This window comes from Nitrobacter sp. (assembly GCF_047149785.1).
In the GTDB taxonomy this organism is placed as follows: Bacteria; Pseudomonadota; Alphaproteobacteria; order Rhizobiales; family Xanthobacteraceae; genus Nitrobacter.
In genome coordinates this window covers 14,651-39,428 of record NZ_BAAGBE010000001.1, presented here as the reverse complement: position 1 = coordinate 39,428, position 24,778 = coordinate 14,651, and the positions used below count along the sequence as shown (strand labels likewise).

General features: G+C 61.0%; 25 protein-coding genes, 1 tRNA gene and 2 pseudogenes. 6 read left to right on the top strand and 22 right to left on the bottom strand.

The window, feature by feature from the left end; genetic code table 11:
- Positions 1-3: 3 nt before the first annotated feature.
- Entirely contained in the window at positions 4-2,022 is a 2,019-nt protein-coding gene (locus ACMDCM_RS00190; protein ID WP_412771669.1) for a conjugal transfer protein TraG, read from the bottom strand.
- Between the two features lie 173 nt (positions 2,023-2,195).
- Between ACMDCM_RS00190 and ACMDCM_RS00185 the strand changes: the two genes are divergently transcribed.
- The gene (locus ACMDCM_RS00185; RefSeq protein WP_412771668.1) at positions 2,196-2,381 is read left to right on the top strand and encodes a hypothetical protein; all 186 of its coding nucleotides are present in this window, start codon (positions 2,196-2,198) and stop codon (positions 2,379-2,381) included.
- Between the two features lie 105 nt (positions 2,382-2,486).
- On the opposite strand, the gene ACMDCM_RS00180 is transcribed toward ACMDCM_RS00185, so the two are convergent.
- The 12 genes and pseudogenes from ACMDCM_RS00180 to ACMDCM_RS00125 all read right to left on the bottom strand — a co-directional run bounded on the left by ACMDCM_RS00180 (position 2,487) and on the right by ACMDCM_RS00125 (position 9,628).
- Positions 2,487-4,223 carry a relaxase/mobilization nuclease domain-containing protein gene (locus tag ACMDCM_RS00180; RefSeq protein ID WP_412771667.1) on the bottom strand — a complete coding sequence of 579 codons (1,737 nt, stop codon included), beginning with the start codon at positions 4,221-4,223 and terminating at the stop codon, positions 2,487-2,489.
- Positions 4,220-4,465, bottom strand: a complete 246-nt coding sequence (locus tag ACMDCM_RS00175; protein ID WP_412771666.1) for a hypothetical protein — start codon at positions 4,463-4,465, stop codon at positions 4,220-4,222. Before ACMDCM_RS00175 ends, ACMDCM_RS00180 begins: the two co-directional genes overlap by 4 nt.
- On the bottom strand, positions 4,462-5,235 hold the full coding sequence (locus ACMDCM_RS00170; RefSeq protein ID WP_412771665.1) for a lytic transglycosylase domain-containing protein: 774 nt from the start codon (positions 5,233-5,235) through the stop codon (positions 4,462-4,464). Before ACMDCM_RS00170 ends, ACMDCM_RS00175 begins: the two co-directional genes overlap by 4 nt.
- Positions 5,236-5,471: 236 nt before the next feature.
- Positions 5,472-5,798 carry a DUF736 domain-containing protein gene (locus ACMDCM_RS00165; protein WP_412771664.1) on the bottom strand — a complete coding sequence of 109 codons (327 nt, stop codon included), beginning with the start codon at positions 5,796-5,798 and terminating at the stop codon, positions 5,472-5,474.
- 35 nt (positions 5,799-5,833) lie between these two features.
- Positions 5,834-6,394 (bottom strand): S26 family signal peptidase, encoded by a 561-nt coding sequence (locus ACMDCM_RS00160; RefSeq protein WP_412771663.1) that lies wholly within the window; start codon positions 6,392-6,394, stop codon positions 5,834-5,836.
- Positions 6,391-6,885, bottom strand: coding sequence for a DUF2840 domain-containing protein (locus ACMDCM_RS00155; protein WP_412771662.1), 495 nt, complete (start codon positions 6,883-6,885; stop codon positions 6,391-6,393). Before ACMDCM_RS00155 ends, ACMDCM_RS00160 begins: the two co-directional genes overlap by 4 nt.
- A gap of 289 nt (positions 6,886-7,174) precedes the next feature.
- Entirely contained in the window at positions 7,175-8,035 is an 861-nt protein-coding gene (locus ACMDCM_RS00150) for a replication initiator protein A (RefSeq protein WP_412771661.1), read from the bottom strand.
- A gap of 8 nt (positions 8,036-8,043) precedes the next feature.
- Positions 8,044-8,286 carry a helix-turn-helix transcriptional regulator gene (locus ACMDCM_RS00145; RefSeq protein WP_412771660.1) on the bottom strand — a complete coding sequence of 81 codons (243 nt, stop codon included), beginning with the start codon at positions 8,284-8,286 and terminating at the stop codon, positions 8,044-8,046.
- A gap of 138 nt (positions 8,287-8,424) precedes the next feature.
- The gene (locus ACMDCM_RS00140; protein ID WP_412774619.1) at positions 8,425-8,853 is read right to left on the bottom strand and encodes a DUF2285 domain-containing protein; all 429 of its coding nucleotides are present in this window, start codon (positions 8,851-8,853) and stop codon (positions 8,425-8,427) included.
- A 6-nt stretch (positions 8,854-8,859) separates the two neighbouring features.
- A pseudogene (locus ACMDCM_RS00135) lies at positions 8,860-8,907 on the bottom strand (hypothetical protein); the annotation flags it as partial.
- Entirely contained in the window at positions 8,897-9,220 is a 324-nt protein-coding gene (locus ACMDCM_RS00130) for a transcriptional regulator domain-containing protein (protein ID WP_412771659.1), read from the bottom strand. The pseudogene ACMDCM_RS00135 and the gene ACMDCM_RS00130, both read right to left, overlap by 11 nt.
- A 144-nt stretch (positions 9,221-9,364) precedes the next feature.
- Complete coding sequence (locus ACMDCM_RS00125; RefSeq protein WP_412771658.1) at positions 9,365-9,628, bottom strand: DNA -binding domain-containing protein; 264 nt, start codon at positions 9,626-9,628, stop codon at positions 9,365-9,367.
- A 228-nt stretch (positions 9,629-9,856) separates the two neighbouring features.
- Between ACMDCM_RS00125 and ACMDCM_RS00120 the strand changes: the two genes are divergently transcribed.
- Complete coding sequence (locus tag ACMDCM_RS00120; protein ID WP_412771657.1) at positions 9,857-10,072, top strand: helix-turn-helix domain-containing protein; 216 nt, start codon at positions 9,857-9,859, stop codon at positions 10,070-10,072.
- Positions 10,073-10,302: 230 nt separating this feature from the next.
- Here ACMDCM_RS00120 and ACMDCM_RS00115 read toward each other — a convergent pair whose 3' ends face one another.
- Positions 10,303-11,502: a DUF932 domain-containing protein gene (locus ACMDCM_RS00115; protein ID WP_412771656.1), complete on the bottom strand. Its 1,200-nt coding sequence runs from the start codon at positions 11,500-11,502 to the stop codon at positions 10,303-10,305.
- Positions 11,503-11,870: 368 nt separating this feature from the next.
- Positions 11,871-12,188 (bottom strand): DUF736 domain-containing protein, encoded by a 318-nt coding sequence (locus ACMDCM_RS00110; protein WP_412771655.1) that lies wholly within the window; start codon positions 12,186-12,188, stop codon positions 11,871-11,873.
- A gap of 763 nt (positions 12,189-12,951) precedes the next feature.
- Between ACMDCM_RS00110 and ACMDCM_RS00105 the strand changes: the two genes are divergently transcribed.
- On the top strand, positions 12,952-13,122 hold the full coding sequence (locus tag ACMDCM_RS00105; RefSeq protein ID WP_412771654.1) for a hypothetical protein: 171 nt from the start codon (positions 12,952-12,954) through the stop codon (positions 13,120-13,122).
- Between the two features lie 62 nt (positions 13,123-13,184).
- Here ACMDCM_RS00105 and ACMDCM_RS00100 read toward each other — a convergent pair whose 3' ends face one another.
- Both ACMDCM_RS00100 and ACMDCM_RS00095 read right to left on the bottom strand, forming a co-directional pair.
- Positions 13,185-13,637 (bottom strand): hypothetical protein, encoded by a 453-nt coding sequence (locus ACMDCM_RS00100; protein WP_412771653.1) that lies wholly within the window; start codon positions 13,635-13,637, stop codon positions 13,185-13,187.
- A 621-nt stretch (positions 13,638-14,258) separates the two neighbouring features.
- Positions 14,259-16,469 carry a ParB/RepB/Spo0J family partition protein gene (locus tag ACMDCM_RS00095; protein WP_412771652.1) on the bottom strand — a complete coding sequence of 737 codons (2,211 nt, stop codon included), beginning with the start codon at positions 16,467-16,469 and terminating at the stop codon, positions 14,259-14,261.
- A gap of 407 nt (positions 16,470-16,876) precedes the next feature.
- Here ACMDCM_RS00095 and ACMDCM_RS00090 point away from each other — a divergent pair, with 407 nt between their 5' ends.
- From ACMDCM_RS00090 to ACMDCM_RS00080, 3 genes and pseudogenes are all read left to right on the top strand, one after another.
- Positions 16,877-17,143, top strand: coding sequence for a type II toxin-antitoxin system TacA family antitoxin (locus ACMDCM_RS00090; RefSeq protein WP_009800169.1), 267 nt, complete (start codon positions 16,877-16,879; stop codon positions 17,141-17,143).
- Positions 17,131-17,646: a GNAT family N-acetyltransferase gene (locus tag ACMDCM_RS00085; protein WP_412771651.1), complete on the top strand. Its 516-nt coding sequence runs from the start codon at positions 17,131-17,133 to the stop codon at positions 17,644-17,646. The genes ACMDCM_RS00090 and ACMDCM_RS00085 overlap by 13 nt, the downstream gene beginning before the upstream one ends.
- A gap of 459 nt (positions 17,647-18,105) precedes the next feature.
- Positions 18,106-19,182: pseudogene (locus ACMDCM_RS00080) on the top strand (recombinase family protein); the annotation flags it as partial.
- Positions 19,183-19,329: 147 nt separating this feature from the next.
- Here ACMDCM_RS00080 and ACMDCM_RS00075 read toward each other — a convergent pair.
- The 5 genes from ACMDCM_RS00075 to narI form a co-directional block, all read right to left on the bottom strand.
- Entirely contained in the window at positions 19,330-19,512 is a 183-nt protein-coding gene (locus ACMDCM_RS00075; RefSeq protein WP_412771650.1) for a hypothetical protein, read from the bottom strand.
- Positions 19,513-19,723: 211 nt separating this feature from the next.
- A tRNA-Met gene (locus ACMDCM_RS00070) sits at positions 19,724-19,800 on the bottom strand.
- A 1,556-nt stretch (positions 19,801-21,356) separates the two neighbouring features.
- A complete protein-coding gene (locus ACMDCM_RS00065; RefSeq protein WP_412771649.1) occupies positions 21,357-22,430 on the bottom strand; it encodes a tellurite resistance/C4-dicarboxylate transporter family protein in 1,074 nt (357 codons plus the stop codon).
- Positions 22,431-22,555: 125 nt separating this feature from the next.
- Entirely contained in the window at positions 22,556-23,812 is a 1,257-nt protein-coding gene (locus tag ACMDCM_RS00060; protein ID WP_412771648.1) for an MFS transporter, read from the bottom strand.
- A gap of 254 nt (positions 23,813-24,066) precedes the next feature.
- On the bottom strand, positions 24,067-24,744 hold the full coding sequence (gene narI, locus ACMDCM_RS00055) for a respiratory nitrate reductase subunit gamma (protein WP_412771647.1): 678 nt from the start codon (positions 24,742-24,744) through the stop codon (positions 24,067-24,069).
- Positions 24,745-24,778: the final 34 nt, after the last annotated feature.

Sequence of the window (24,778 nt, the reverse complement as noted above, 5' to 3'; positions counted from 1 at the left end):
GAATCACAGCTCCATTCCGTCGCCGGGGTCCAGCGCGATCCGCCGCGCCATCAGCCGCATGTCGCGCGCCAGCGCGCGATTCGTTACAATCTCGCGCTCCGGCTCGTCGGCATCGGGATCAAACTCGTTGGCGGGCGGTCTCAGTGGCTCCGGAGCGATGTCCTTATGCCGCTCAAGCCCAGGTTCGCGGCGAAGACCCGCATTAGCCGAATCGTCATCTGGCTTGCCTGTACCATTTATCGCGCGCACGTCCGGGACAGCCGCGTTCTTGTCCGTCCGAGTCGGCACGGCGACCGGCTTCAAGGCTGACCAGTCATCGGGCTTCGGCGAAAGGCCGATCTTCGGATTGTCAGGCACAGGTATCAGCCTTTCCTTGAGCCGCGCATCCTCGAAATAGCGCGCTTTCTTGGCGCGAATCGGCGGAACGCCGGCGACCATGACAATCTCGTCGTCGGGGGGGAGCTGCATCACCTCACCGGCGGTGAGTAACGGCCGCGCGGTCTCGGAGCGCGAAATCATGAGATGGCCGAGCCAGGGCGCGAGACGATGACCGGCATAGTTCTGCATCGCACGCATCTCGGTGGCGGTGCCCAGCGCATCGCTCACTCTTTTCGCAGTCCTTTCGTCGTTGGTCGCGAAGCTGACACGTACATGGCAATTGTCGAGGATGGAATTGTTCTGACCGTAGGCTTTCTCGATCTGGTTCAATGACTGTGCGATGAGAAACGCCTTGATCTGATAACCAGCCATGAAGGCAAGCGCGCTCTCGAAGAAGTCGAGCCGGCCGAGCGCCGGAAATTCGTCGAGCATCAGCAACAGGCGGTGGCGCCGGCCTTTCGCGTGCAGGTCTTCGGTCAGCCGACGGCCGATCTGGTTGAGCACCAGGCGCACGAGCGGTTTCGTCCGGCTGATGTCCGAGGGCGGCACAACGAGATAGAGTGTCGTGGGCTTTGCGTCGGCCACAATGTCGGCGATGCGCCAGTCGCAACGGGCCGTGACGCTTGCTACGACGGGGTCGCGATAGAGGCCGAGGAAGGACATCGCGGTTGAGAGGACGCCGGAGCGCTCGTTATCGGACTTGTTGAGCAGCTCACGCGCCGCGCTGGCGATGACGGGGTGCGGCCCCTTCTCGCCGAGATGCGGCGTCGTCATCATGGCGGACAATGTTGACTCGATCGGCCGGCGCGGGTCCGACAGAAAGGCCGCGACGCCCGCGAGCGTCTTGTCCTTCTCGGCATAAAGGACGTGGAGGATCGCGCCGACCAGAAGCGAATGGGACGTCTTCTCCCAATGGTTGCGCTTCTCCAACGAGCCTTCGGGATCGACCAGCACGTCGGCAACATTCTGAACATCGCGTACCTCCCACTCTCCTTTGCGCACCTCGAGCAGCGGGTTGTAGGCGGCCGAGTTCGCGTTGGTGGGATCGAACAACAATACGCGGCCAAACCGCGCGCGCAGGCCCGCGGTCAGCTCCCAGTTTTCCCCCTTGATGTCATGAACGATTGACGAGCCGGGCCAGGTCAGCAGCGTCGGCACCACAAGACCGACGCCCTTCCCGCTCCGCGTCGGGGCAAAGCACAAGACATGCTCGGCGCCGTCGTGGCGTAGATAGTCGCGATCGACCTTGCCGAGCACGACGCCATCCTCACCGAGCAAGCCGACGGCTTCGACCTCATGCCGCTCGGCCCAGCGGGCGGAGCCGAAGGTGCGAACATCCTTCGCTTCCCGCGCCCTGTAGATCGACATCAGGATGGCGGCGGCGATCGCGACGAGGCCGCCGGATGCAGCAATGGCACCGCCCTCCAGAAAGATGTGCGGCGCATAGGCGTCGTATAAGAACCACCACCACATGATAGCGGGTGGGGAATAGACCGGTACTCCGGCAAGCTCGAACCAGGGCGAGCCAAGTTGGGCCTGAAAGCCGAGCCGCCATGCGATCCACTGCGTCGCAATCCAGACCGCAAGAAGCACGATCGCAAACACGACCATGATCTGGCCCCACATGACGCGGCTGGCGGACACGGCGAGCTGACCCCTCCGAAACGCAAGACTGCCGAAGAAAGACAATCACCGCACCGTTTCAACATTTTTTGGCCGCGCTGGCGTAAAGCCGCGTACAGCGGCGAAAAAATACTTACGTTCTGCGGTGACGCCGGCTTGGTTCGGGCCAGACGTCTCTCGGCATAATGCCAATCGTGCTCGAGGCGAAAGGCAATTATTTCTGGCCGCTGCTCGCCGGCCTGTTCGAGGCGATCCTGTTCGGCCTGTGTGCGATTGCCGGCGATAATGGCGCAGCTCGCGCAGTTCTGGCCGCAGCCGCAGTCCGCGCCGACACCACAGTCGCCGCCGCCGAAGATGGAGGAGCCGGGGCCGAAAAGTGATCTACTATTAGCCGATGCCGCCGCCAAGACTCAAGGACCGCCGCGGCAACGACGATCGGATCATCGACGTCTACTGGCGGACCGTTCTCCACGAGAGAATATAGTTCAAAGCCCCAGTCCCCGCTTGCGGCCGAAGGACCAGTCAACGCCGCCGTCGGCGCGGGCGACACCGGCGATGTGCTGGCCGATGTACTTCTCGATCGATGGGGTCCAGGGCACGAGCCTAAAGCCCAATCCGTCGTCGATCATGGCGAAGCGGCCGGAGGCGAGCGCGAAGCGCTGCCGGTAGATGCCGACGACATATTCCCCGTCGGCGGATTTCAGGAATGGCAGGCCGGTCTCATTTGCGAGCTTGTCGCCGAGAGCGTCCAGCTCACGTTCCCGAAGCGTACTGAGGAGGTTTCGGCTGAACAGGATGCGTTCGCTATCGTGCCGCGCCATTCCTTCCTGAATCAAGTGTCCGGTCCGGGTCTCCATCGCCTGCTTCACCTCGAGGCCGAAACCGCCGCCAAGGCCGACCGGATCGCGGGCGGTGAGCTGACGATCAAGCCAAGTCGCACCGCTCGCCGTGGTCTGGGCTTCAATCGACAGATCGGAGCGGGTCGCCAACGCCACGCGGCGCTCGCCGCGCGCATCCTCGAAGGACCGCAGCTCGACGATCGAACCCGGCGCGCTGTCGCCGGCGGCGTCGAGATCGGGGAGTTTGATGTGGTGGGTGTGGCCGTCAATGCCGTCGACAACCACATAGGCTGACCCACGCAACTCGTCGTCGAGACCGCGATCGACCAGCCGGCCGATGATCGGCTGACCGTGGGTTTCTCCGGAGAGCATATAGTCCGTCAGGCCGCGTTCGATGCCGCGCTCGGTCAATGCGCGGTGCATCCGCTTGATGATGTCGCCGCGTTCGCCCAGCTCGCGCAACGTCGGCTCCGCCCCCTCCGCCATCGCCCACTGGCCAGCGCCAATCGACTCGGCGACGCCGAGACTTTCGAGATGGCGCAGCCGGCCGACTTTGAGGGCAAGATATTCGTCGGGCTTCTGGTCCGGGACCGGCGCGAGGTCGATGACGCCGTTCCGGTCGGCATCGCGAACAAGCTGGCGGTCAAGCTGGGTCCAGCGCTCGGCTGCGACCTGGCGCTCGAGCGAGCGGCGAATAGCGAGATCGGTCCGTGGGCCCAGTTCCTGGGTAATGAGATCCTGCGCGCGATTGCGCATGCCCTCCTTGATGTAGTCGCGCGCGATTACGAGGTCCTGGCCGTCATCGGCGCGGCCGCGCAAGATGACATGGACGTGGGGATGCTCCGTGTTCCAGTGATCGACGGCGACCCAATCGAGCTTGGTGCCCAGGTCCTTTTCCATCTGTGTCATCAGCTCGCGGATGAAAGTCTTGAGATTGGACATCTCCAAGGCATCGTCCGGCGAAACGATGAAGCGGAAGTGGTGGCGATCGTCCTTGCAACGCTCGGCGAAGTCCTTGACGTCGGCGTCGTCGGTTTCCGGTCCGAACATGCGCGCCTTCTCGCCGCCGCGCGTGACGCCGTCGCGGCGCAGGTAGTTGAGATGGGCGGTGAGCGGTGCGGAGCGCGCGGTGTGCCTGACCAAGCGGGTCTTGATGACCGCACCCCGTGAGCGGCTGCTGATAAGGCGATTGGCGCGGATGCTGGCGATGCGGCCACGGCCGAAGCGCGAGCCGCGGCTCGAAGTGATCTTGCCGGAGCGCGAGATGCGTCCCCCGGCCCTTTGCGCGGCAGCGAGCGCCTGGGCGACGAAGGGTTTTGCTCGCTGCGCCTTCGATGAGCGGATACGGCCTGGCCGGACGTGGAAATCATCGTCCCGACTCATGGCCAATACCGCGATGTGCAATATTCATTGAATGCGTTCGATAAATTGGCAGCGCGCACCTCGCGGGCGGTCTCCGCGATGTGCGCAAAACTCCAGAAATCGTAATCACAACAACCGCCCGACCGAGCCGCAATGTGCGGCTTTTTATCCCGCCCTCGTGCGGTTGTTGCCTGCGCTGCCCCGCAGCCCTTCGCCATGTCTACGATTGCGTTTGACGCGAAGCGTGGAAACACGATGCTCATCGCTGTTCTCCGCCCGCGTCCGGTCTTCGCACGAAGAGGCCATCGGACGGCGGCACGAGCGCCGACAGATCGACGATTATGGGTGCGTTCGATGGTCGGCCGGAAGGATGATCGGCCGTCTCGGAACCGTCGTCACTGGGGACGCTAGATCGTCCAACGAAGAGCGGCGCACGCGACCATGACGGTCGTGATGACAGGATCAAGAAGCGCATGATAGGGACCGTGCCGTCGATCATCGGCGCGATTTTCGCGACGTAATCGACGGTCTCGGCCGGCAGCCCGCGACCGCTCGCGAGATGCGCGTCATAGCGCTTCGGCCCGGCGTTATAGGCCGCCAGCATCGCGTCGATAGAGCGATACCGGTCGTGCATCTCGCGCAGATACGCCGCGCCCGCGAGGATGTTGTCGCCTGGTTGCCAGGGATCATTGCCGAGGCCGTATCGCGCGCGCAACTCGTTCCACGTCTTCGGCATGATCTGCATCAGGCCGATTGCGCCTTTCGGCGACAGCGCGGTCGAGTCGCCCGTGCTTTCGATCGCCATGACCGCTCGTATCCAGCGCTCGGGAATGGCGAAGCGCTTTGCCGCCTCGGCGATATTCGCCCCCCACGGATCGGACGATGGAGCAGTGACCGCGGCGTGCGCTGGCGGAGTCGCAAACGGCGACTCTGCAGTTGCTTCCGCCGTCGTGCAGAAGATCACGATACATGCGGTCAGCATCGTCATGATCGACGACAGGACGGCGCAACAGCCGCCGTTCCGATACGTCATGAGCCTGCCATCGTGCTCGCTTCGGTCAAGGACAAAGCTGCGCCGGCGGCCGACGTTTTCCGGACGACCATCGTCGGACGACATGCCTTGCCCCAGGAAAACTGGCTGCCGCCCTTGACCTTCGCGCGCGCGCCGGCCGCCTGTTGGGCGATCGGGTCGAGGGGATTGATCGGCGTTCGATCGATCAAGGGGATTGGATCTGAACACGCGCGAGACCGATGGCAGCGCATGACGGGTCATGCCTCGCCGTCGTTCTTCTTCCGGCGCGCCCAGTGCAGGCTCCATGTGTTCTTCTTGGTGTCGGACTCGAACAGCCGGGCGCGAATCGGATCGGAAAACATCGGATCGTCGATGGTCACGGAGAGGTAAGCGCCGGCCTTCTCGCCGGTGCGATCCCAAGCCGCGCCGACCTCTAACTTGTCGAAGAAGACACGATGGTTCGGCGCGTTTTCCGCCTCCGATTCCTCGACCGGCAGGATACTGACTTCCACGTCGAGGGTGAGCGTGTGGATGCGGCCGAAGAAGCCGTCGTCTTTGCGATTGAAGGCGCCAATCTGAGGCATCGTGGTCGTCCTTTCGTGGTTGGAGAAACGAGCTGTCACGGCTCGTCGGAGACCGGCTCGCGGAGGGATTCCGTGGCCGGATCGGTGTCGTCGGTAGTCCAGACCGGAATCGCGCGACCGACGATGGTGCTGAGGGAAAGCGGACCGAAGTAACGACTGTCGAAGCTGTCGGGGCTGTCCCAGTTCATGAAGAAGGCTTCGCCGGCACTGAGCGTGCGACAGCCCTGCCAGTCCGGCAACGGACGACCGCGCGTGTCGCGCGTAAGCGCCTGTCCGTAGATGGCGTCATAAGCAATGATGGTGCTGCCGCGCCGACAGACAGTCGTGCCGGAAAGCGCTAGCACGCGCTTGATGAGCGGCACGCCGCGCGGCAGATAGCGGCGCTCGTCGAGGAAGACAGCGAGATCATCCGGCGGCATGACGACAGCGAGATCGGTGACGGCGACATGGTTGCCGGGCACCATGCGATAGAGCCCGACCGGCACACTGGCGGACGCGTTCCAGATGAAGCGGATGTTCGGGGGGCTCCAGGCTGGAGCGACGATCAAGGCCGCGCCGGCAAGCATCGCAAGCAGCATCAGGCGACGCGCGATCATCGCAGCACCTCGCGACGGCGCAACCAGGCGCGATGCTGCGCCAATGAATAGACGCGGAACGGCTCGTTGACGCTGATGCGATGGTTGAGATGCCGCCAGTGCTCCGGCGCTGCCTCAGCCGGGTCGATGCCCAGCGCCTCGATGGCTTCGATCGCGCCAAGCACGCGCTCGACTTTCGGCCATCCGACGATGCGCAACAGGATGTCGCCACCGGGGCGCACGAAGGGTAATGTTTGATACGGTTGCCCGTAGGACACCGTGCGCACGATGTCGATGCGCGAGATGATCGTGCCGTATTCGTTGCCTGCCCAGCGAACGAAGGCGAAGACGCTGTCCGGCGCGAAACTGACGATGCGCCGATGGCGATCGAGACGGTGTTCGTCGACGATCCGGCCGAAGCGGATGCGATGCTCGATGCGCTTCTCGCGCCAGGTCAGTTCGACCAGCGTGTGATCACCAGGTTGACCGATTGCGCGGAGATCCTTTGTCATGGCTGCGTTCTTTCGGCGAACGGCAGCCCTGATGCGACGCGCCCCGAGGTCTGGATGGCACGGTGCGACCGTCCACAATCCCGCGAACCGACGGGTCGCGTTAGCAAGAGTCCGAAGGACTCTGAGTTAGGAGAGTTAGAGGGGGGCGAATCCGCCTTGTCGCGCCAAATGGTTACGGGGCGCGCGCGTTCCCAATAGTACGGGAGTCGCGTTCCGAATAGTACGGGTGTCGGCGTTCCCAATAGTACGGGTCCGTCCACACCTTTTGCACCGGGACAGGACATGCTCATCACGTGCCTCCCCGCCGCCTACGCGGCGCGACGACGCAATCGGATTCCGTTGGCTGGAAGATCAGGCGCTGCTGTCCATCGGGATCGTCGATCAGCGCCAGGCGGTAGCCGGGCAGCGGCTGACGCTGGACGATGGCGCGCAGCTCGAAGCGGAAGCGGCGTAGCGGCGACAGGCTGCCGGATTTCAGATGCAGGTGCGGAAGATCGAAGCTCCAGCCGTGAGTTTGGCTTCCACCATGCTTACGCACGAGGCGATACAACCATCGCTCAAGCCCGCCGGTCAGGTGGAAATAGGCGCGGTCAATGGTGAGGATCAGTGCGTCGTCGAGGACGCCGGCATAGAACCAGTCCGGTAGGATCAGTTCGATGCCGAGCGGCCGGCCGGTCGCATCGAGCCGTTCCTTCCATTCGTTGATCCAGGAGAAGCGGTGGCGCCGGCGTTCGGACGGCTGGCGGATCGAGGTGACGACGGTGGTGGATTGCAGTCGGTCGAGCGCCGCCTTCAGGCGGTCGTAGCTCAGTCCGGAATCGCTGCGGCTGATGAACGCCAATATTTCGTAAGGCGTGGCGGCCATCAGACGCGACGTGCGCAAGCCACGGTCGCGCGCGTCGACGATCTGGCTGGCAGCCCAGATCAGCACATCGGCATCCCAGATCGTCGCCATGCCGTGCTCGGGGGTGGCTTCGACGCGGATCGACACCTCGCCCATGCGAAAGTCGATCGGCGTCACGCGACGGAATTTGGCGAGCGAGAAGAACGGCCAGGACATCAGGTCCTGTGCGTCACGCGCGGCGATCCCGCCTGAGCGTGCCCGAAAGAGTTCGAGTTGCTGGTTGTCGTATGTTCGGCGCGCGGACATGGCGACGATCAGCCCGCTGTGTCGGCTGCATGGCCCGCAGCGGATTCCGCTGTGGACTGGCGGGCGCAGGCATCGACCCATGCCGCAAGGTCGGAGACGGCGTACACCACGCGGCCGCCGAGCTTATGATAGACGGGGCCGGTGCCATCACACCGATGCTTCTCAAGTGTGCGTGGGGAGAGATCGAGAAGGCGCGCGGCCTCGGGCGTGCGCACGAAACGCGGCCAAGTCTTCTCGGTCTTCTCCGGCATTGCGAGCCTCCGTCGCAGCCGCCATCATGGCGGCGAGTCGGTTGCGACGATGGCGAAAAATCAGCGGCTCGGCGGAGTGACAAAAATCGGGGTCTCTAAGGAAAGTGTCCCCCCTACCCCGGCGACATCGACGGTGCATCAGCGGCGGGAGTTGGGCGGCGCGAGCCAGCGCAGATAACCGCCCTCGATCGTGTCACGGCAAGCTTTCAGGATGCGCGCGAGCCGGCGTCGTTCCGGCGCATTTTTCCAGTCGATCGCGCGCAGGGCTTCGACGTCCTTGTTGAGAAGGATACGGGCGATGAAGCGACGCGATGCACCGGCTTCCACACCGTCCCAGGCGCGCAGCATGAGCGCTGCACGATGAAGCTGGAATGGGGACAGGTGCTGTTCACGTGGCCAGCGGCCAGAACGCTTTCCCTCCAGCCGTCGCATCAAACGGCCTGCATTGCGGTAGCGCCACCAGAAATACGGATCAAGCGGCAGCAAGATCGCCGCTCTCGTTGACCCCGCGCCGTTCTCAAACCAGAGCTGGTGGTCGCCCTCATCATCGTCGGCGACGGCATGCAATCCATCGCCGGTTAATTGTCCACGGACAGGAAGTGTCTGTGAATCAGGAAGCAAAGACGCTGCAAAGCCGTTTGGAGCAGCCGTGACAGTGAGCACCGCGGGGGAGCGTGTCGGCTCCCAGATCGGTCGCGCGGCGAGGGCCGATACAGCGGGGTCCGCCGGGAAAGGCAAGCCCCCAGCGGCGCGAGAGGCGCGCAATGGCTTCGGCTTTGGTCGTGCCGCCGGCGGCGATCTCCGTCAGCGCCGCGGTATGATCCCGCCGGTAGCTTTGATTGCGACGAAGAAACTCAAAACTCACGCCGCCACGATCAAGCTGGCTCAATTCATCCTCGAATTGCGGCGATCGCCAATCCTGAAGCGGCTCCATATCTGCCTCCCCGCGCAGCCGTTGCCATCGGATGACTATTGAGGGACGGCGAGCGTCGGAAGATGGATATTTGGAATAGAGTGCTGAACCGGAACGCGCAACGTAGGGTTGGCGCTGGGTAAACGACAAGTGGACAATTGGCGATTACTGCATGCGACGTTCGAGAAGATGCCGGTAGCCCTTCTCAGTCATCCAGCGCGCACGGGCCAGATGGCTGTCGTGGACGCGCTTCGCCCGTTCCGGATCGACATCGACGTCGAGGCCGAACACGATTGCTACCACCTCCCGCCAATCGGCCCCTTCCTCCGCCGCATCGAGAAGCCGAAGATAAGTAGCAAGATGCGCTTCATCGTAGGAATTCACCCGTTCGGTCAGCGGCGGACTGTCCTTGAAGGTGGTTTTGGTCATCGACGTATTTCCAAATTTCGGCGACTTAGCTTCCAAATAGATAGTTCGCGTCGCTCGCAACAGGATTTAGACAGCAACTCCCGCCCCAAAATCGGAATACCGCTATGCAGCGGATGCGACAACAAGACCAAACATCACAACCACTTTCCTGTCGGGTTTGATCCCTTCTATATCGAATAGGAACGATCATTCCTAGAACGATCGTTCCGATTCTGGCTCCGATACGTCATGGACCTCACGGAGGTCATGGCGATCAATATACGTCGGCTGCGCTATGACAGGAAACTGACGCAGGAGGAACTGGCCGCGCGGTCAGGGTTGAGCATGCGTTATGTTGGCTCGATTGAGCGCGGCGCGGTGTCAGCGAGCGTGAGCGTGTTGGGCAAGATCGCGGAGGCACTCGGCGTCGATCCCTGTGATCTGATCCGGCTGCCAAAGCGCTGACCCCACGTCGGCGCTCGACGTTTCCCATCGGAATGATTAGCAAGTTCGTGTGTGAATCGCGAGCCGGGCTCAGCCCGGCGAGCGGCGGCCGTGCCGTCTAGGCGCGGCCCCGCTGCCGATCCGGGTTCACGGATCCGCGGAAAATTGCTAATCTTCGCCTATTCGGAAACCGTGCGAGACGGCCTTATGCCCGGCCGCGCCGTCGATCATGACGGCGCGGGCTTCTCTGCTTATGCGGCCTTCTCCAGCAAGGTCTTTGCCTTCCCCTCCAGTTCAAGCCGCGCATCCTGATGCGCCTTGATGCGAGCGTGGGCCGTCATGCCCGCGACAAAATCAAAGATCGACTCCGGCGGGCGGCCTTCTTCCTGCAACACGGTCTCGATGATTTTAGCCGTCTCGGCCTTGCTGAACCCGCGCTTGCGCAAGAAGGTTTTGCGGTCGTCGTCGGTGCGGGCGACGATCTTCTCCCGCGCCGCCTTGATGCCTGCCACGAATGGCGCGGGCGAGGAATGGGCGAAGCTCGTCAACGCGGGCGCTGCTTCATGGGCGAAGCGTTGCGCGGCAAACTTACTGTGCCGGATGCTGATTTCCTCGAAGTTCTCGCAACCCCAAAGATTGCGGTTCATGCACACGGCGCGCAGATAGAAAGAGGCGATGCCAAGCGTCTTCGACCCGACTTCGCTATTCCACGCATAGAAGCCCCGGAAATACAAATCCGGCTCGCCATTTGGCAAGCGTCCGGCTTCGATGGGGTGCGTATCATCCACCAAGAACAGGAACACGTCGCGGTCGCTGGCGTAAAGCGTGGTGGTGTCCTTCGTGATGTCCACGAACGGATTGTGCGTCATGGTCGCCCAATCCAACACGCCCGGCACCTTCCACATCGTATCGCCCGTTCCGTTTCCGGCGATGCGCATGACGGAGGCGACAAGCTCGTGATCCCAGATGCGCCCGTAATCCGGGCCGGTGACGGCGCGCAATTCAACGCGTCCGTCTTCTGTTTCCAGAGTCTTCACAAGCTCGGCGCGATGCGACAACAAACCGTGCTGCAGGTTGATGCCTGCGAGCGGCGCGGGAAGCTGTCGCATATAGGTGACGGGTGCGCCGACAAGGCTGCACAACTGCCCGAAGCTCCAATGCGTGGGCGCAACGGGCCGCTCCTGTCCGGGGACGATGAGCGAAAGCCGCTCCGTATTCTCCCGGCTCGCCTCCGCGCGCACGGCGCGGCTTTCCACGGTGCGGGTCTTGGCGCGACCCGCGCGCGTCTTCACCGCATCGTAAAGCTCGGTGAGCGACAAATAACGCTCGTCGTCCGGGCGCGAAAACCATTCGGACGACACGCGGCCGATGCGCTGCCCGCGCGAGATGTCCACGCGGAAACCGCTATTCACTGCCTGCTGTTGGTTCTGGCTGCTGCTGATGGAATTCATTGTTCTGTTCCTTTCCCGTTAATGCCGAAGGCATGTCCCCCGACATGCCTTCCGGGGGCGCGTGAGCGCGCGGGGATGGAGGGGGCACATGCCGGCGCGCGGAGCCGGGCTGCGAGGCGAGCGGAGCGGATGACAATGCTGATGAAGTCGTGGGTATCGGCCACTTTGCGAGGCCGCGGCCCGGCTCCGCAACAGGCGGCATTTGCGGGGAGCAAGGGGTAAGACCCCTTGGCTCCCCACTACGATCGGCAAGGCTCCGGCCGCGGCCGATCAAGACAAAGGGAGCGCAGCTCACCTTATATCTTGCTTTGCGCGGACATGAGCATGACAAAGCCCCGCTTTCGGCGGGGCCTCGCCGGTGGCCGGCCTCAGTCGGCGGCGCGGCGACGCGACCAGATGAGCGCCAGTTCCTCGCCTTCGCTTTCGACCAGGCTCGCATAGATCGGAGCCGGGAACGACGGGTCGTCGAGCTTGACGGAGAGGTAGTCGTTGCCCTTGTCGGACTTCTTCTTCCAGGCCGCACCGAACTCTGTTCCAGCCGCGATGACGCGGAAGTGCGGACCCTTTTCGTTGTCGCCTTCGACTGGGACGAACTTTACCGACTTGACGTTGAGGGTGAGAGTCTTGACCGAGCCGTTGTATCCGCCATTGTTCTCGGTGCGGGAGAAAGTGCCGATCGTAGCCATCACGTGGTTTCCTTCTGCTTATCGGGCCGCGCCCATCGCAACCTCGATGGTGGTCGACAGACCGGGGACGATCGGACTGCACCCCTTGGGGCCGAAACACCATGGAGGGCGGCCGGCGACAGCTTTTTTGGCTCGCGATGCAAAGCCGAAGGCGGCGGAAAAAAGCTGGCGGCGGACGTTGCAGGTTCAAGATCGAGGCGACGCTTTCGTCGCCGGTCTTCGGTCAGACCAAACCAATCGAGGACGCCCGTGGGAGCGGCTTGAAAAAGACAGTCAGAAGAAACCGCGATGTGGCGACAAGGATCGGAAGCACACTTCTCGCTTCGCACCGAACACGGCTATTCCGGCTCCATCAAGCAAACACCTGAACCTCAACGCCGATATGATGTGTCCTCAACGTCGTCGTCATCGACGACACGGAAGGAGTCGGACTCTCCGCCCTTCACTCGCGTCGCCATTGTGTTGGGCGCGGGAAGAACAGTTCCGCAAAGGTAGCGACTACCTCGCTACACAAGCCGCTGCGACGACTCGCTCCCGTCTCGATGTCGTGCGGGGCATGGTGGCTGACGGCGAGGATGGCTCGATCATGTGGATATCTGCCGCTGCGGTGCTGCTTGAGACTGTCCAACGCGATGCTCGCGCGAGCCGGGGCGACCGGCGAAATGTCCGCTGCCGCCCTCTCTTGCGTCAGAAGGGATTGTGACCGAAGTGCGCGAAGGCCATGCGATGGAAGCCTTGCGACCGATCCGGCGGAGATCGACTCGTGCTCAACGACGGCTTTCCGATGCGCGCGCTCAACATTGTGAAGCTGCTGGCGTCGCGCATCCGGCCGGGCGGCGTGGTGCTGACCGATGACGTTGGCGGCTTCCGGGGCATTGCAAAGACTATCTCGCCTATTTGCGAGATCGCGCCAACGGCTTCGATTCCATGTTGATCCGCTCATGGACAACACGGAATATGCGGTGCGCCGATAGCTTCGGCGTTCGACGAACCGACTTAGCCTTGCGAACCGGCGGACGTTGCCAGTCGCATCACGGCGGCCGCACCCACCAATGCGCCGCTTGCAAGGCAGAAAAGTCGCCGCCAGACCGGCAAAGGAACGGCCTCGCCGGTCACGCCATGCACAAGCGCATATCCCGCGACGGCGGCGGGCGCGGCGAATATGAGCGCCAAGGCGATGCGTAGGATCGGCGGGCGCAGCGTTGCGAACAGGAACGTCAGGATTCCGAAGGATGCCGCGCCAGCGACAAGGCCGACGATTCCCGCTCCGAGCCAGCCGGCTCCGGTGCCGTAGGCAAAGCGCATCGCCGCGAGCCCCAGCATGAACGGCAGCGCGTAGATCGCCAGCGTATAAGCGAGGACGCACATCATGCCGATCAGCATCACGGCGACGACGATCATTGCGGTCTTGTCGAGGCCTCCCTCTACGATGGATACGATCCGGCGCATCGCAACGACGCGCCGGACGCGATTTCAAGTGAAGATCATCCCGGCGCTGCGCGCGAGCTTGATAGGTGCTGAGGCGGTGTTCGACCCTGAAATAGAGGTCGCGTTCGACCGGCAGGCCAAGTTTGCCGCGTACATCCTCAATCTCGCTGAGAGGTAGCCGAGTTCTGGACAGCCCATGCCGATTAGGAACGGATCGAAGTCGTCCCGTTCTTCGCTGGTGCGGCCATTCTCGATCAGCTTGGCCAGCAACTCGTCGGGGATCAGCGGTTCGGTACGGGGAAAGCGCCGTGTCATGACCCGCTCTCCCGCGCCGATTCGTTGATCCGGTAGCGGACGTGGAAAGCCGCGATGGCTCCGGCCTGCCGCGCCTTGACGCGGGTGCTGATGGTCATCCGCTTGGCGCGCGCTTCGATCTGCCGTTCGATGACGCAAAGGTGGCGCTCTTTCCGCTCTCTCCATGCTGGCGAGCATCGCCCGCTGCTCTGAATAGCTTCTCATGGTTATGATTCCTGCTGTCGTGCGGTCGAGGTCTCCGGCCGCGCCGATCAGGCGCGGCCGGAAAATTCTCGATGCTGTCGAAAGGCTGGCCAGAGCCGCCAAGGCGGCTCCGGCCGTGGCGGTTCACTCGGCCGCTTCGTGGAAGGTTTCGCCTTCCTCGGCCGCACCGATGTTCTCGGCGGGAAGGTCCGCCGCCTCCGGCTCTGCCACGTCCATCCGTGCATCGACGTCAGCCTGCGGCTCGTCCGACCACGCGGGCTGCGCCGTCCGCAGAAGCGGCGGAAGCCAGCCAGTTTCGGCAAGAAGCTGCTCGGCGGCTTCCGCCATCGGCTGCTTCTTCATGCTGGCGATCCGATCCGCCGCCTCGTCGCTGATAGCTTCGCGCACGGCGGCGAGGATGTGGGCCTTGGTGACCCGACCGAGATAAGTCCGCACCGTGGGCGTCCAATGCGCCGTCATGTCGAGGGCAGTCGCCGTCGCCAGCCTGTCGGCTGTCTCATGGGCGCGGGGCTTGCGCTCCCAAGGCTGCTTCACCGCATTGACGGTCTGCGAGGCGCAATGCGCGAACAGCGCCATGATGCTCGTCTGATCCAGTCCAGCGATGAAGCCCCACAGGCCCGCCACGTCGCGCGGCATGTCCGCAGCCCACCCGGCATGACGATCCGCCAGCGCTTTCGCCGCCGCCGTGTCCTCGATGCCATCCGCATGCCCGCCAAGGTCGGAACTGACAGGACGGATGTCGAGGCAATGGGCGTTCACGGCGTGATAGAAGGTCTGCGTGGCAAAGGCATGCGTCACGGCGATCAACGCCATATCCGGCTGAGCGCCAAGGGCGAGGCGCAGGCCAAGCGTCCGGTGCGCCGTCAGGTCGCGGATAAGAAGATCAGATAGCGTCTTGCCGTCTTCGTCCGCTTCGTCGTCCTCGGCATCGAGCGCGGAAACATCGTTCCCGTCCTCGTCGTCCTCGATGATCTCGCCATCATCGTTGACGCGAACGCCGTCGATCACGCTGCCGTCTGCCACTTCCTCCGGCTTCTCGTCCTCGGCGCGGATGAAGCCGCGTTCGATCCGAGCTTCGCCGTCATGGGACAACATGACGAATATGCCTCCGCGCGCGGTGTCGTCGGGATCGTAGGCATGACGCAATGCGTCGATGCGCTCGATCTCGGCTTCAAGTTCTCCGAAACGCTGATCGACATCGTCGGGAAGTTCCTCGGCGCTGTCATACTCTGACGACAGGCGGTCGTATTCCTCCTGCGCGGCGGTGTAGGCAGCGGCGTCATTCTCCGAAAGCTCCACCGGCTGCGGATAGGCACGGCGCAGGCCGTGGGCGTGGGGATAGTCGATATGGACCGAAACCCACTTCCAGCCTTCCTCCGCCTGAATGTCGGCAGCAATGCGTTCCAGCTTCTGGATGACAAGCCGGTGCAGTAGCGCGGCATCTTCATAGAAGCCGCCACGATCCTCCGTGAACAGGTCGCGAACGATGTTGCCGCCTGCTTCCATGTAAGCTTCCGCGCCGACAAAGATCGCGCGCCGATCCGTTGCCGGAATGTGCGTCTTCATGAGGTCGCGACGGATGAAGGACGGATCGCGATTATAGGAGAGGTTCGCATGAACCTGCTCCTGCCGCGCATGATCCTCGGTGATGGCGAAGGCCATCAACTGGTCGAGCGTCAAGCCACCGTCGCGATAGACCTGCATCAGCTTCGGGCTGACAGCGCCAAGGCGAAGCCGCTGCTTCACCACATGCGCGGTCACGCCAAAGCGGGCGGCGATTTCCTCCGCTCCCCATCCGCGATGTTCCGCAAGCTCGCGGAACGCCTCGAACTGGTCGGCGGGGTGCATGGCCGTGCGCGTGACGTTCTCGTCCAGGCTGATCTCGAACGGGTCATTCGCCGTGTCGATGACGCAGCGGATCGGTTCGGTCCTCTTGATCTGCTTGCGCTTCGCGCGCAGCAACTGCGCCAGCCTGCGGCCTTCGCCAATGGTGACGAAATAGAAGCCGATCGGCTCGCCGTTCGCATCAAGCTCCGGCTCCACCACAAGGTTTTGCAGGATGCCCTTGGCGGCGATGCTGGCCGCATACGCTTCGATATCGGCCTCGCTGTGCGGAGTCTTCCGCGCATTGCGAGGTGACTTCTTCAACTTGTTGAGCGGAATAAAAGCTATCTCGCCACTTGCTACCATCTCCGGGGTGCTCCCGGTCTCGGTCGCCGCAACAGCTTCCGCTTCCGGTGCGGGCAGCGCGCCGACGATCTCCGCCACCGAGTTTGCAACCTCATCTGCCGTCGTAACCGTGACGACCTTCGCCTTCTTCGATGTCCTTGCCATTGTCCTGATCCTTTCTCTGTTCATGCCGGGAGGCATGTCCCTGGCATGCCTCCCGGGGGCGCGTGAGCGCGCGGCAGAGAGGGGGGCGGCTGCCCCGGCGAGCATGGCCGGGCTGCGCCGCGAGCGAGGCGGATCAGGATGATTGGACAGCGGAAAATGAGCGCCGCTTTGCGAGCGCGCGGCCCTGCCATCGCGCAGGCGGTAGTCGCGGGGGAGAGATGGCTAAGACCATCTCTCCCCACCAACGATCGGCAAGGCGTCAGCCGCGGCCGATCAAGACAAAGCGAGCGGGGCTCTCCGTAGCCTCTATTCAATGGCTGCTGTCGGACACTGACGATCGTCAAAAAAATTGCTCGCTCTCAGCGCATTCGTATGCTATTGTCATACGAATAGAAAGGGAAGCCATCATGTCCAATCTCGCGCCTGTGAGCGTGCGGGTATCCCAAAAGGAACGTGAGCTGCTTGAGGCTGCAGCGGATCAATCCCGCACCAATCTGAGTGATTTCATTCGCCGTAAGGCGGTGGAAGCGGCCGAGATCGAGCTTCTTCAGCAGGATCGCGTGATTATCCCGGCCGCGAAGTGGAAGAAATTCGAGGCGTGGGTGAACAGCCCAGCCAAGGATATTCCTGCGCTGAAAAAGCTCTCGAAGAGCCGCCCGGTATGGCAAGACTGACGCCACCGCGCCAGCTTGAGGAAGTTGACGATTGCAATAGTTTCGATTGCGGTCGCGAGTCGATGAACCAATGGTTTCGTCGACACGCCTGGCGCAACCAGCAGACCGACGTGTCGCGAAGCACGGTCATATGCGACGTTGAAACCGGAATGATCGCCGGGTACGTCACGCTCAGCATGGGACATATCGAGCGCGAGTATTTGCCAAAGGCGTCGCAACGGAACAGACCGGAGAATATTCCGATCTTCCTGCTCGGCCAACTTGCCGTCGACACGCGATTTCAGGGCATGGGGATTGGACGATCGCTGATGTTCTACGCGCTGAAAACCGCGGCGGGCGTGGCGCGGGAAATCGGCTGCTACGGCGTGCTGACGCATCCACTCGATGACGAGATACGCAGCTTTTATCAAAGTTTCGGTTTCGAGGAGCTACCTTACGATCCGCGTCGCAGCATGATTGTCCGTATCAAGGATCTGGTACGCAATGGCTTCGACGCAGAGTAAAATAGAAGCATTCTCGGTTTGTATGGATTTGGACATCTGCCGCATGACAAACCGCCAAAATCAAGTATTTTTACGACAACGCTCGCTCTTGTCGCCGCAGACGTTACGATCATCTGCGAAGCAAAGCATAGTCGGCGAGCGCTCTACGCGGGAGACCGCTGACGTGACCGGAAATTCGCATTCTAAATTGCCAACCTTGGGGTCACTGTCCGCCGTGAGTGGAATGGGCTGCTCGGCGACGAGGCGATGGTGGTGGCAAGACCAAGAAGGACGACAGCCGAAAGCGTGCGGTTGGTTCTCGTGCCGTCCGAGCGCGCGGAGGCTTACGACCCCGCAACGCCCGACCCGCGCCTCGTCGCGCTGGTCCGCCTGCTTGCGCGACAAGCCGCACGGGAGTTCGTTGACACGGAATGGGAGCGCGCCTCCCGCGATCGCCTCCGTAAATAGGGAGGTCATCTCATGAGAGTCGCGCTTTACGCCCGTTATTCGTCGGACAATCAGCGCGACGCCTCGATCGAGGATCAGCTTCGGCTGTGCCGTGCTCGCGCTGACCGCGAAGGTTGGAAGATTGTTGGCAGCTATACCGACCGCGCCATTTCCGGCGCGTCGCTTCTGCGTCCCGGCGTTCAGGAATTGATCGCAGACGGCCTCAAGCGCCGATTTGATCTCATCCTGACGGAATCGCTCGATCGGTTGTCACGCGATCAGGAAGACATCGCCGGCTTTTACAAGCGCATGCGCTTTGTCGGCATCAGCATTGTGACGCTGTCGGAAGGCGAAGTGAATGAGTTGCACATCGGTCTCAAGGGGACGATGGGTGCGCTCTACTTGAAGGACCTGGCCGACAAGACGCGACGCGGCCTTCGCGGGCGTGTCGCGGAAGGCAAGTCGGGCGGCGGGTTGTGTTACGGCTATGATGTCGTCAAGCAATTTGACGCCAATGGCGAAGCGATCCGCGGCGACCGCACGATCAACGAAGCCGAGGCGGCCATTGTCCGTCGCATTTTCGTGGACTATCTGGCCGGTCAGTCGTCGCGCACGATCGCCATGACACTGAACAAGGAGGGTGTGCCGGGGCCGCAGGGCAGCGAATGGGGCCCAACGACGATCCACGGCAACCCAAAGCGCGGCGTCGGCATCCTCAACAACGAACTTTATGTTGGCAAGCTTGTCTGGAACCGGCTCCGCTATCTGAAGGACCCGGACACAGGTAAGCGTGTCTCGCGCCTCAACCCGGAGAGCGAGTGGGTCATTCAGGACGTGCCAGAACTGCGTATTGTGGACCAGGAAGTGTGGGACGCGGCGAAGGCGCGCCAGAAGAGCCTTGCTTATGAGCCGCCGACGGAGCCGGGCGAAAACACGCTGAACGAGCGCCGGCGGCCAAAGCATCTATTCACCGGCCTCGTCAAATGTGGATGCTGTGGCAACGGCTACACCATGATTTCGAAGGACCTGCTCGGGTGCTTCGGCGCCCGCAACAAGGGCATTTGCGAGAACCGGCTGAATATCCGTCGCGATGCACTTGAGAAGTCGATCCTGACCGGGTTGAATACCCACCTAATGGAGCCCGGCCTGTTCAAGGAATTTTGTCAGGAATTTACGCGGGAGGTGAACCGTCGTCGGATCGAGCGAAGCACCGATTTCGAAGCATGGCGGCGAGAATCGGAGCGGACCGAACGCGAGCTAGATAAAGCCATCCAGGCCATTCTTGATGGCGTACCCGGAGCCAGGTTGAAGGACAAGATTGGCACGCTCGAAGCGCGTAAGGCCAAATTGACCGAACTGCTGGCCAGCGCCCAAGAGCCGCCGCCCCTGCTGCACCCAAACATGGCGGAAATCTATCACCAGAAGATCGCTGCCCTTCACCGGGAACTCCAGAGTGGGAAAACGGAGCCCCAGGCTGCCGAGACCTTCCGGTCTCTGGTCAACCAAGTGGATCTCGTTCCGGACGGCGGAACGCTCGCGATCGTCCTGCGCGGCGACTTGGCGGCAATCCTCCGCTTTGTGGCAGGCAAGAAAAACCCCGACGTCCTTTCGGAAGCCGGGGTTTTGGATGACCTGCTATCGCAGGGATCGGTGGTTGCGGGGATAGGATTTGAACCTATGACCTTCAGGTTATGAGCCTGACGAGCTACCGGGCTGCTCCACCCCGCGCTAAGCCTCTGCGCACCCTCGAAGATCCAGGCAGGAGACACTTCATCGACGCACGCGCACCGACAAATTCCGTCCAAAATTCCGGAGAAGGCAACTCAGGCAATTGCCTGCAGCGCGAAGCGTATGTAGCAACATCGATTTACTTTGGAAAGGGCTGCGGCCACATTTTCTCAATTTTACGACGCACGCGCCAGCCTCACTGTCGGCGGTTATCTTCGAGCATGATTCTGATAAAGTGCAAACCGGCTTCGGAAAAAACTCCCGCTTAAAGATTCCGCTAAAAGTCTGGCTCGATCAGTAGAACAAACTATAGCATTTCATGTTTTGACGGAAACGGAACAGGCCGTCATTGCCGGGCTTGATGTAAAACCCGGAGTGATGCCTGACACATTTTTATTGGTGGCTACGCGGATCGTTGAGATCGATGGTTGCGATCTCGTTTGCACCGAAGCAGACCGCAAAGCATCCGCTGGGCAGGCGGACCGATGGCGAGGTCTCGCCGCGGAAGGCTTCGGGACCTTCCAGAGGCTGCTGCGGAAGGAGACATGGGCCCTCTTGGTTGTGCCAGACGCGTCGAACGGTTCGCCGGGAGCGTATTGCTGTAGCGTCTCGGGGGAATGATCGGGCGAGAGCGGGGCACATCTGGTCGAACGATCGCCGGGTGATCAGCGGCATCGTTCACATGCTGCGATGCGGGGCGCGCTGACGTGATTGCTCGGAAGTCTACGGGCCTTACACGACGATCTACAATCGCTCAATCGCTGGAGCCGTCAGGGAATTTGGACCGATATCTTTTATGCTCTGACGGGCATGTACGGATCGGCTTCAGCGGATGCCACCTCATCAAGGCCGCCGTTCGGCCGCCGGCGCGCCCTGTTGATCACGACCGGAAACGTTCACGACCTCGAAGGCGCGCGCAGCCTGCTTGCAATGTGAGAACACGCGGCTGAAGCGTCTGCTGGTCGATGCTATGCTCGACAATGCGGGCAAAAGAATCTCCTGGGACAGGAGCGGTGCACCCACGGGCAGGCGGAAAGCTATCGCTCGCCTGAAGGAGCCCTCGGAATGAGCAAACGGCGGGCGTGTAAAGCCATCGGCGAGCTGCCGCATGACGGTTTGTTACGAGACCAACCGTCCCGACAATCGAGAGGTCCGTGAGCGGATGAAGGCGGTCGCGCACGAGCATCACCGCTTCTGGCAGAGACCGGACGAGTTCGCCAGCACCTTCCACCCCGCGACGGTCGCTCGCGCTGCGCTGCCTCAATGGCTCCGCGCCAGTCCGTCGCTCCACCATCCAATACGGCAAAACCAAACGAACTGGGACAGAAACTGTGGAGGCAACGTCACTCGGAATCAGTCCGATAGCTTCGTATAGGGAACGGCCGATCGAAAAACGGCGTAGACATCCTTTCGTCCAAGCCCCCGCGGGTTAGCGAAATCGAGATGTTCGTAGCGATCGATCTGTAAAACTCCGCCATGCGTCCAGACGACCGACCTCGATCTCGGAACTCAGCCGTTGGCGAAAGTTCGTAGCTTCATGCTACTCCTTCCTCACATCAGCGAGGATTAAGAGCTGGAATCAAATTACTTGCAAGCTTCTTGACCAGGCCGATAAAGGCCGCCGTCCAGGCAAGCAGAGCCGCATAAACGAACACATCCGCAATAGGACGTAGGAATTCAAGCCGCATCGCGCTAGCCATCTCGTAAGTGCAGACCGTGTACATACCCAACGGAAAGACTGCACTCCAATATGCAGGATCGTATCTGAGCGGAAACCGTCGATGGAAATGGCGCCAAACGACTAGGATAATAAGGAGTGGAATCCACCAAGTTCCAGCAGCCCAGAAGAAAATCGTAAATCCCTTGAGAAAAGGAAGCAGCTCGTCAAGGAACCATGCATCCGCTGCATTCTCAATTAAGGTCGAGCCGGCGAGCGTCGAAATGGCCATCGCTCCCATGTTAATCCAATAGGAGGGGACAAAATCGGCTGGAGAGAACTTGAAGAACATATACCGATAAAAAATCAGCGAAATAATCGAGATGTACATCATACCGCCCCATAACAACATCGAAAGGGCGAGAAAATTGACGTCCAGGCGGAGGGGTTGACTGATGTGTCGCGCAAGCAGCGCACTCAGAAGCGAGATTGCCTGGGTCGAGACGACGGCAAGCAACCAAGCCCCTGTGATTCCCTGGTCGATCGTCGGCTTGCTCTCCATGATCGTCAGATTAGCAAAAATCGTGTAAGTCAGTACGATCCAAAGTAGGATACCGAAAATCCAAAGTCCCAGCGCAAGGTTTAAGGCACCGGCGAGTATGAACTGATTTGCCATCACGCCCGTCGCGGCCACAGCGGAAAGAAATCCCGGTGCCGATCGATGATCTGTCAAATCTGCAATGAGTGCCCGGCGGTAGCGGATGAGCCGCCACGACGTAAGAACCCAGAGCACCACAAACTGTGTCGTATTCAACCATAGCAAGACGACAGCAATCAGATGAAAACCAGCCCGCTCCGAGGCAATGGAGACGATACCGGTAGCCATGACCAATGCAAAATAGGCGGGTGAAAGGCGGCGGGCACCGCGCATGCGAAGCCGGAAGCGACGTTTCGATTGATCGAACGGCTGCACTAGACTTTATAAACCCTAAGCTCAAGCACCGCTTCAGTGCTACCGCCCTTCGTTAGGGGCGGTAGCGATTGTCTTTTAACTGGTCGGACATCAATAGAGAGGCCGCGCCGTGGGACGCTCTGCCCTCAATGTGCAGGAACAGCTTCGGCAACGGCGTCGCGGACCGGCTTCGCATCCTTGAAGCCAACGCGCGAGAACGACACATAGAACGCGGCGATGTTCATCAACGCCCAAACAACAAAACCCAAGGTATAACCGCCCAAGAGAAAGTTGCTCGCCGCCAGAATTGCCGTCATCGTGAAGCCGCAGGCCGCGCCGGCAGCTTTCGCAAGTCCGCTCACAGCACCGACATGCTCAAAGTAAATCGGGATCAGCTTGATGACCGCTGCCGCCGCTGCGCCGGATAGCAACGCCAGCCCATAGATGGCAATCAATTCCAAGCTCAACGACAACTGCAAGGCCATCAGCACAGCCAGAACAGACATCATACCGAACATCCAGCTCAGAATAGACAACACTTCACACCGGTCAGCGAGCCAGCCACCAAGAGGTCGGGTAATGGCAACACAGACCACGAGAAGAGGAGTATAAAATGCTGATGCGCTGGTAGCGTCCACATGCCAGTGATCAACCAGATAAGTCGGCATCGTGGATGCGAAGAAAACCAGCGTTCCGAAGGCTACCCAGTAGAGTCCGGGCACCAGCCATACCACCAAGCCGGAACGATATACGGCGAAAATCTCCTTCATCGACGTATTCTTGAGCTTTCTGTTAGGCGGATCAGACGTGAAGAACATGTAGACCGCCGCCATCAACAGCGTAGGGATGGCGAAAATCGGGAAAATGATACGCCAACCGTCCGGGTCATTTGCGTCTACGACATTGGTAATCACGAACGTAACGAGCATCATACCGACAGTAATTCCGATATTGCCCAGGGCGAAGAGACCTAGAGCCATACCCTGCCTTGATTTCGGATACCAAGACGATACGTGAGCGTTCCCCACCACGAAGGTCGCACCTCCGAGACCGAGCATCGATCCGAGAAAGAGGAAGGAATAATAGCCCTCGGCGTAGGTCCCAAAAATCAGAACGACCGAAAGGCAGACGAGCAAAATTGTGAATACGGTACGACCACCATACTTGTCCGTCCAAATACCCAGCGGAATGCTAATGGCAGCAGCAAAAAGTGGCTCCATCGCAGCCAAAATGAGCACCTGCGTACTCGTGAAATGATACCACTCAATGAGAAACGGGGCGAGCGCGGAAAACATTCCCCAAATTGCAAAGCCGAGAGCAAACGCCATAGTCGATATAAATAGAATCCTGGCATTGCCCTTAGGCTCGTCCGTCTTCTCAAGCCCGACACCTGGATGTTCCACGAAGAGCTCCTAAAATCTAACGTTTGTGCTGTTTATATCAACAAGGCGATCTTTTTGTTGGCTTAGACCCTTAAGAAGCTCACCGTCCCACTTTGTCCCACTTTCGCGATCTGGGCCAATGCCAGAGACATGCGTCCGTCGTTCCCTCCTCATCCTCGGAGACGAGGCACATAACACTCGCCGGCGAGCAATACTCGCCGGCGATAACTTCAACTTCGCGCTATTTATCAGACTACCGGCACTCACACCAAGCGTCAGTGAGCTTGCCTTACTGTATTTCTGATCTGAAGTTGATACGGCCGCCACAAGTACCAGAACGGGAACATGATCAGGTGCACCAAGCGCGAGAACGGGAACAACGCGATCACCACAAACCCCATAACCATGTGGGCTCTGACCGGGAGAGGCAACGCTGAAATATAGTGCGTCTGGGGGTTTAGAGAGACCAGGGAAATGAGCCACGGCACGGCCGTATCGATAAACCAGTCAGCGCCCCAGCGGTAACCCAAAGAAACCCAGACGCCGAGTCCCACCTGCACAAGTAATGCCACCAGCAGTGCCGCGTCCATCGGACTGGTAACGGAGAGGATGCGTTCCGTCGTGAAACGGCGCACGATCAATACGATCAACCCGATCAGCGCGAGCAACCCGAAGGAAAAGCCAATTAACTCAATCGTATACAGCGTCGTCGCGTTAGAAGTGAAACTCGCCCACATACCGGGTACGAGGAACCCCAGCAAGTGTGCAAACAAAACAACGACAATACCGTAATGCCATGGCACCGAGCCCCAAAACAGTCGACGGTTCTCCAGCAGTTGGGAGGACAGAGTAGAGTAGGAGAAGCGATTGGTGCGGTAACGATAGACGCCCCCAATAACTGCTACTACGATCGCCAAGTATGGCCAAACCGCAAACAGGAATACGTCAAACATAGAATCTGCCTCCGTCATACATGGGATGTGCCTC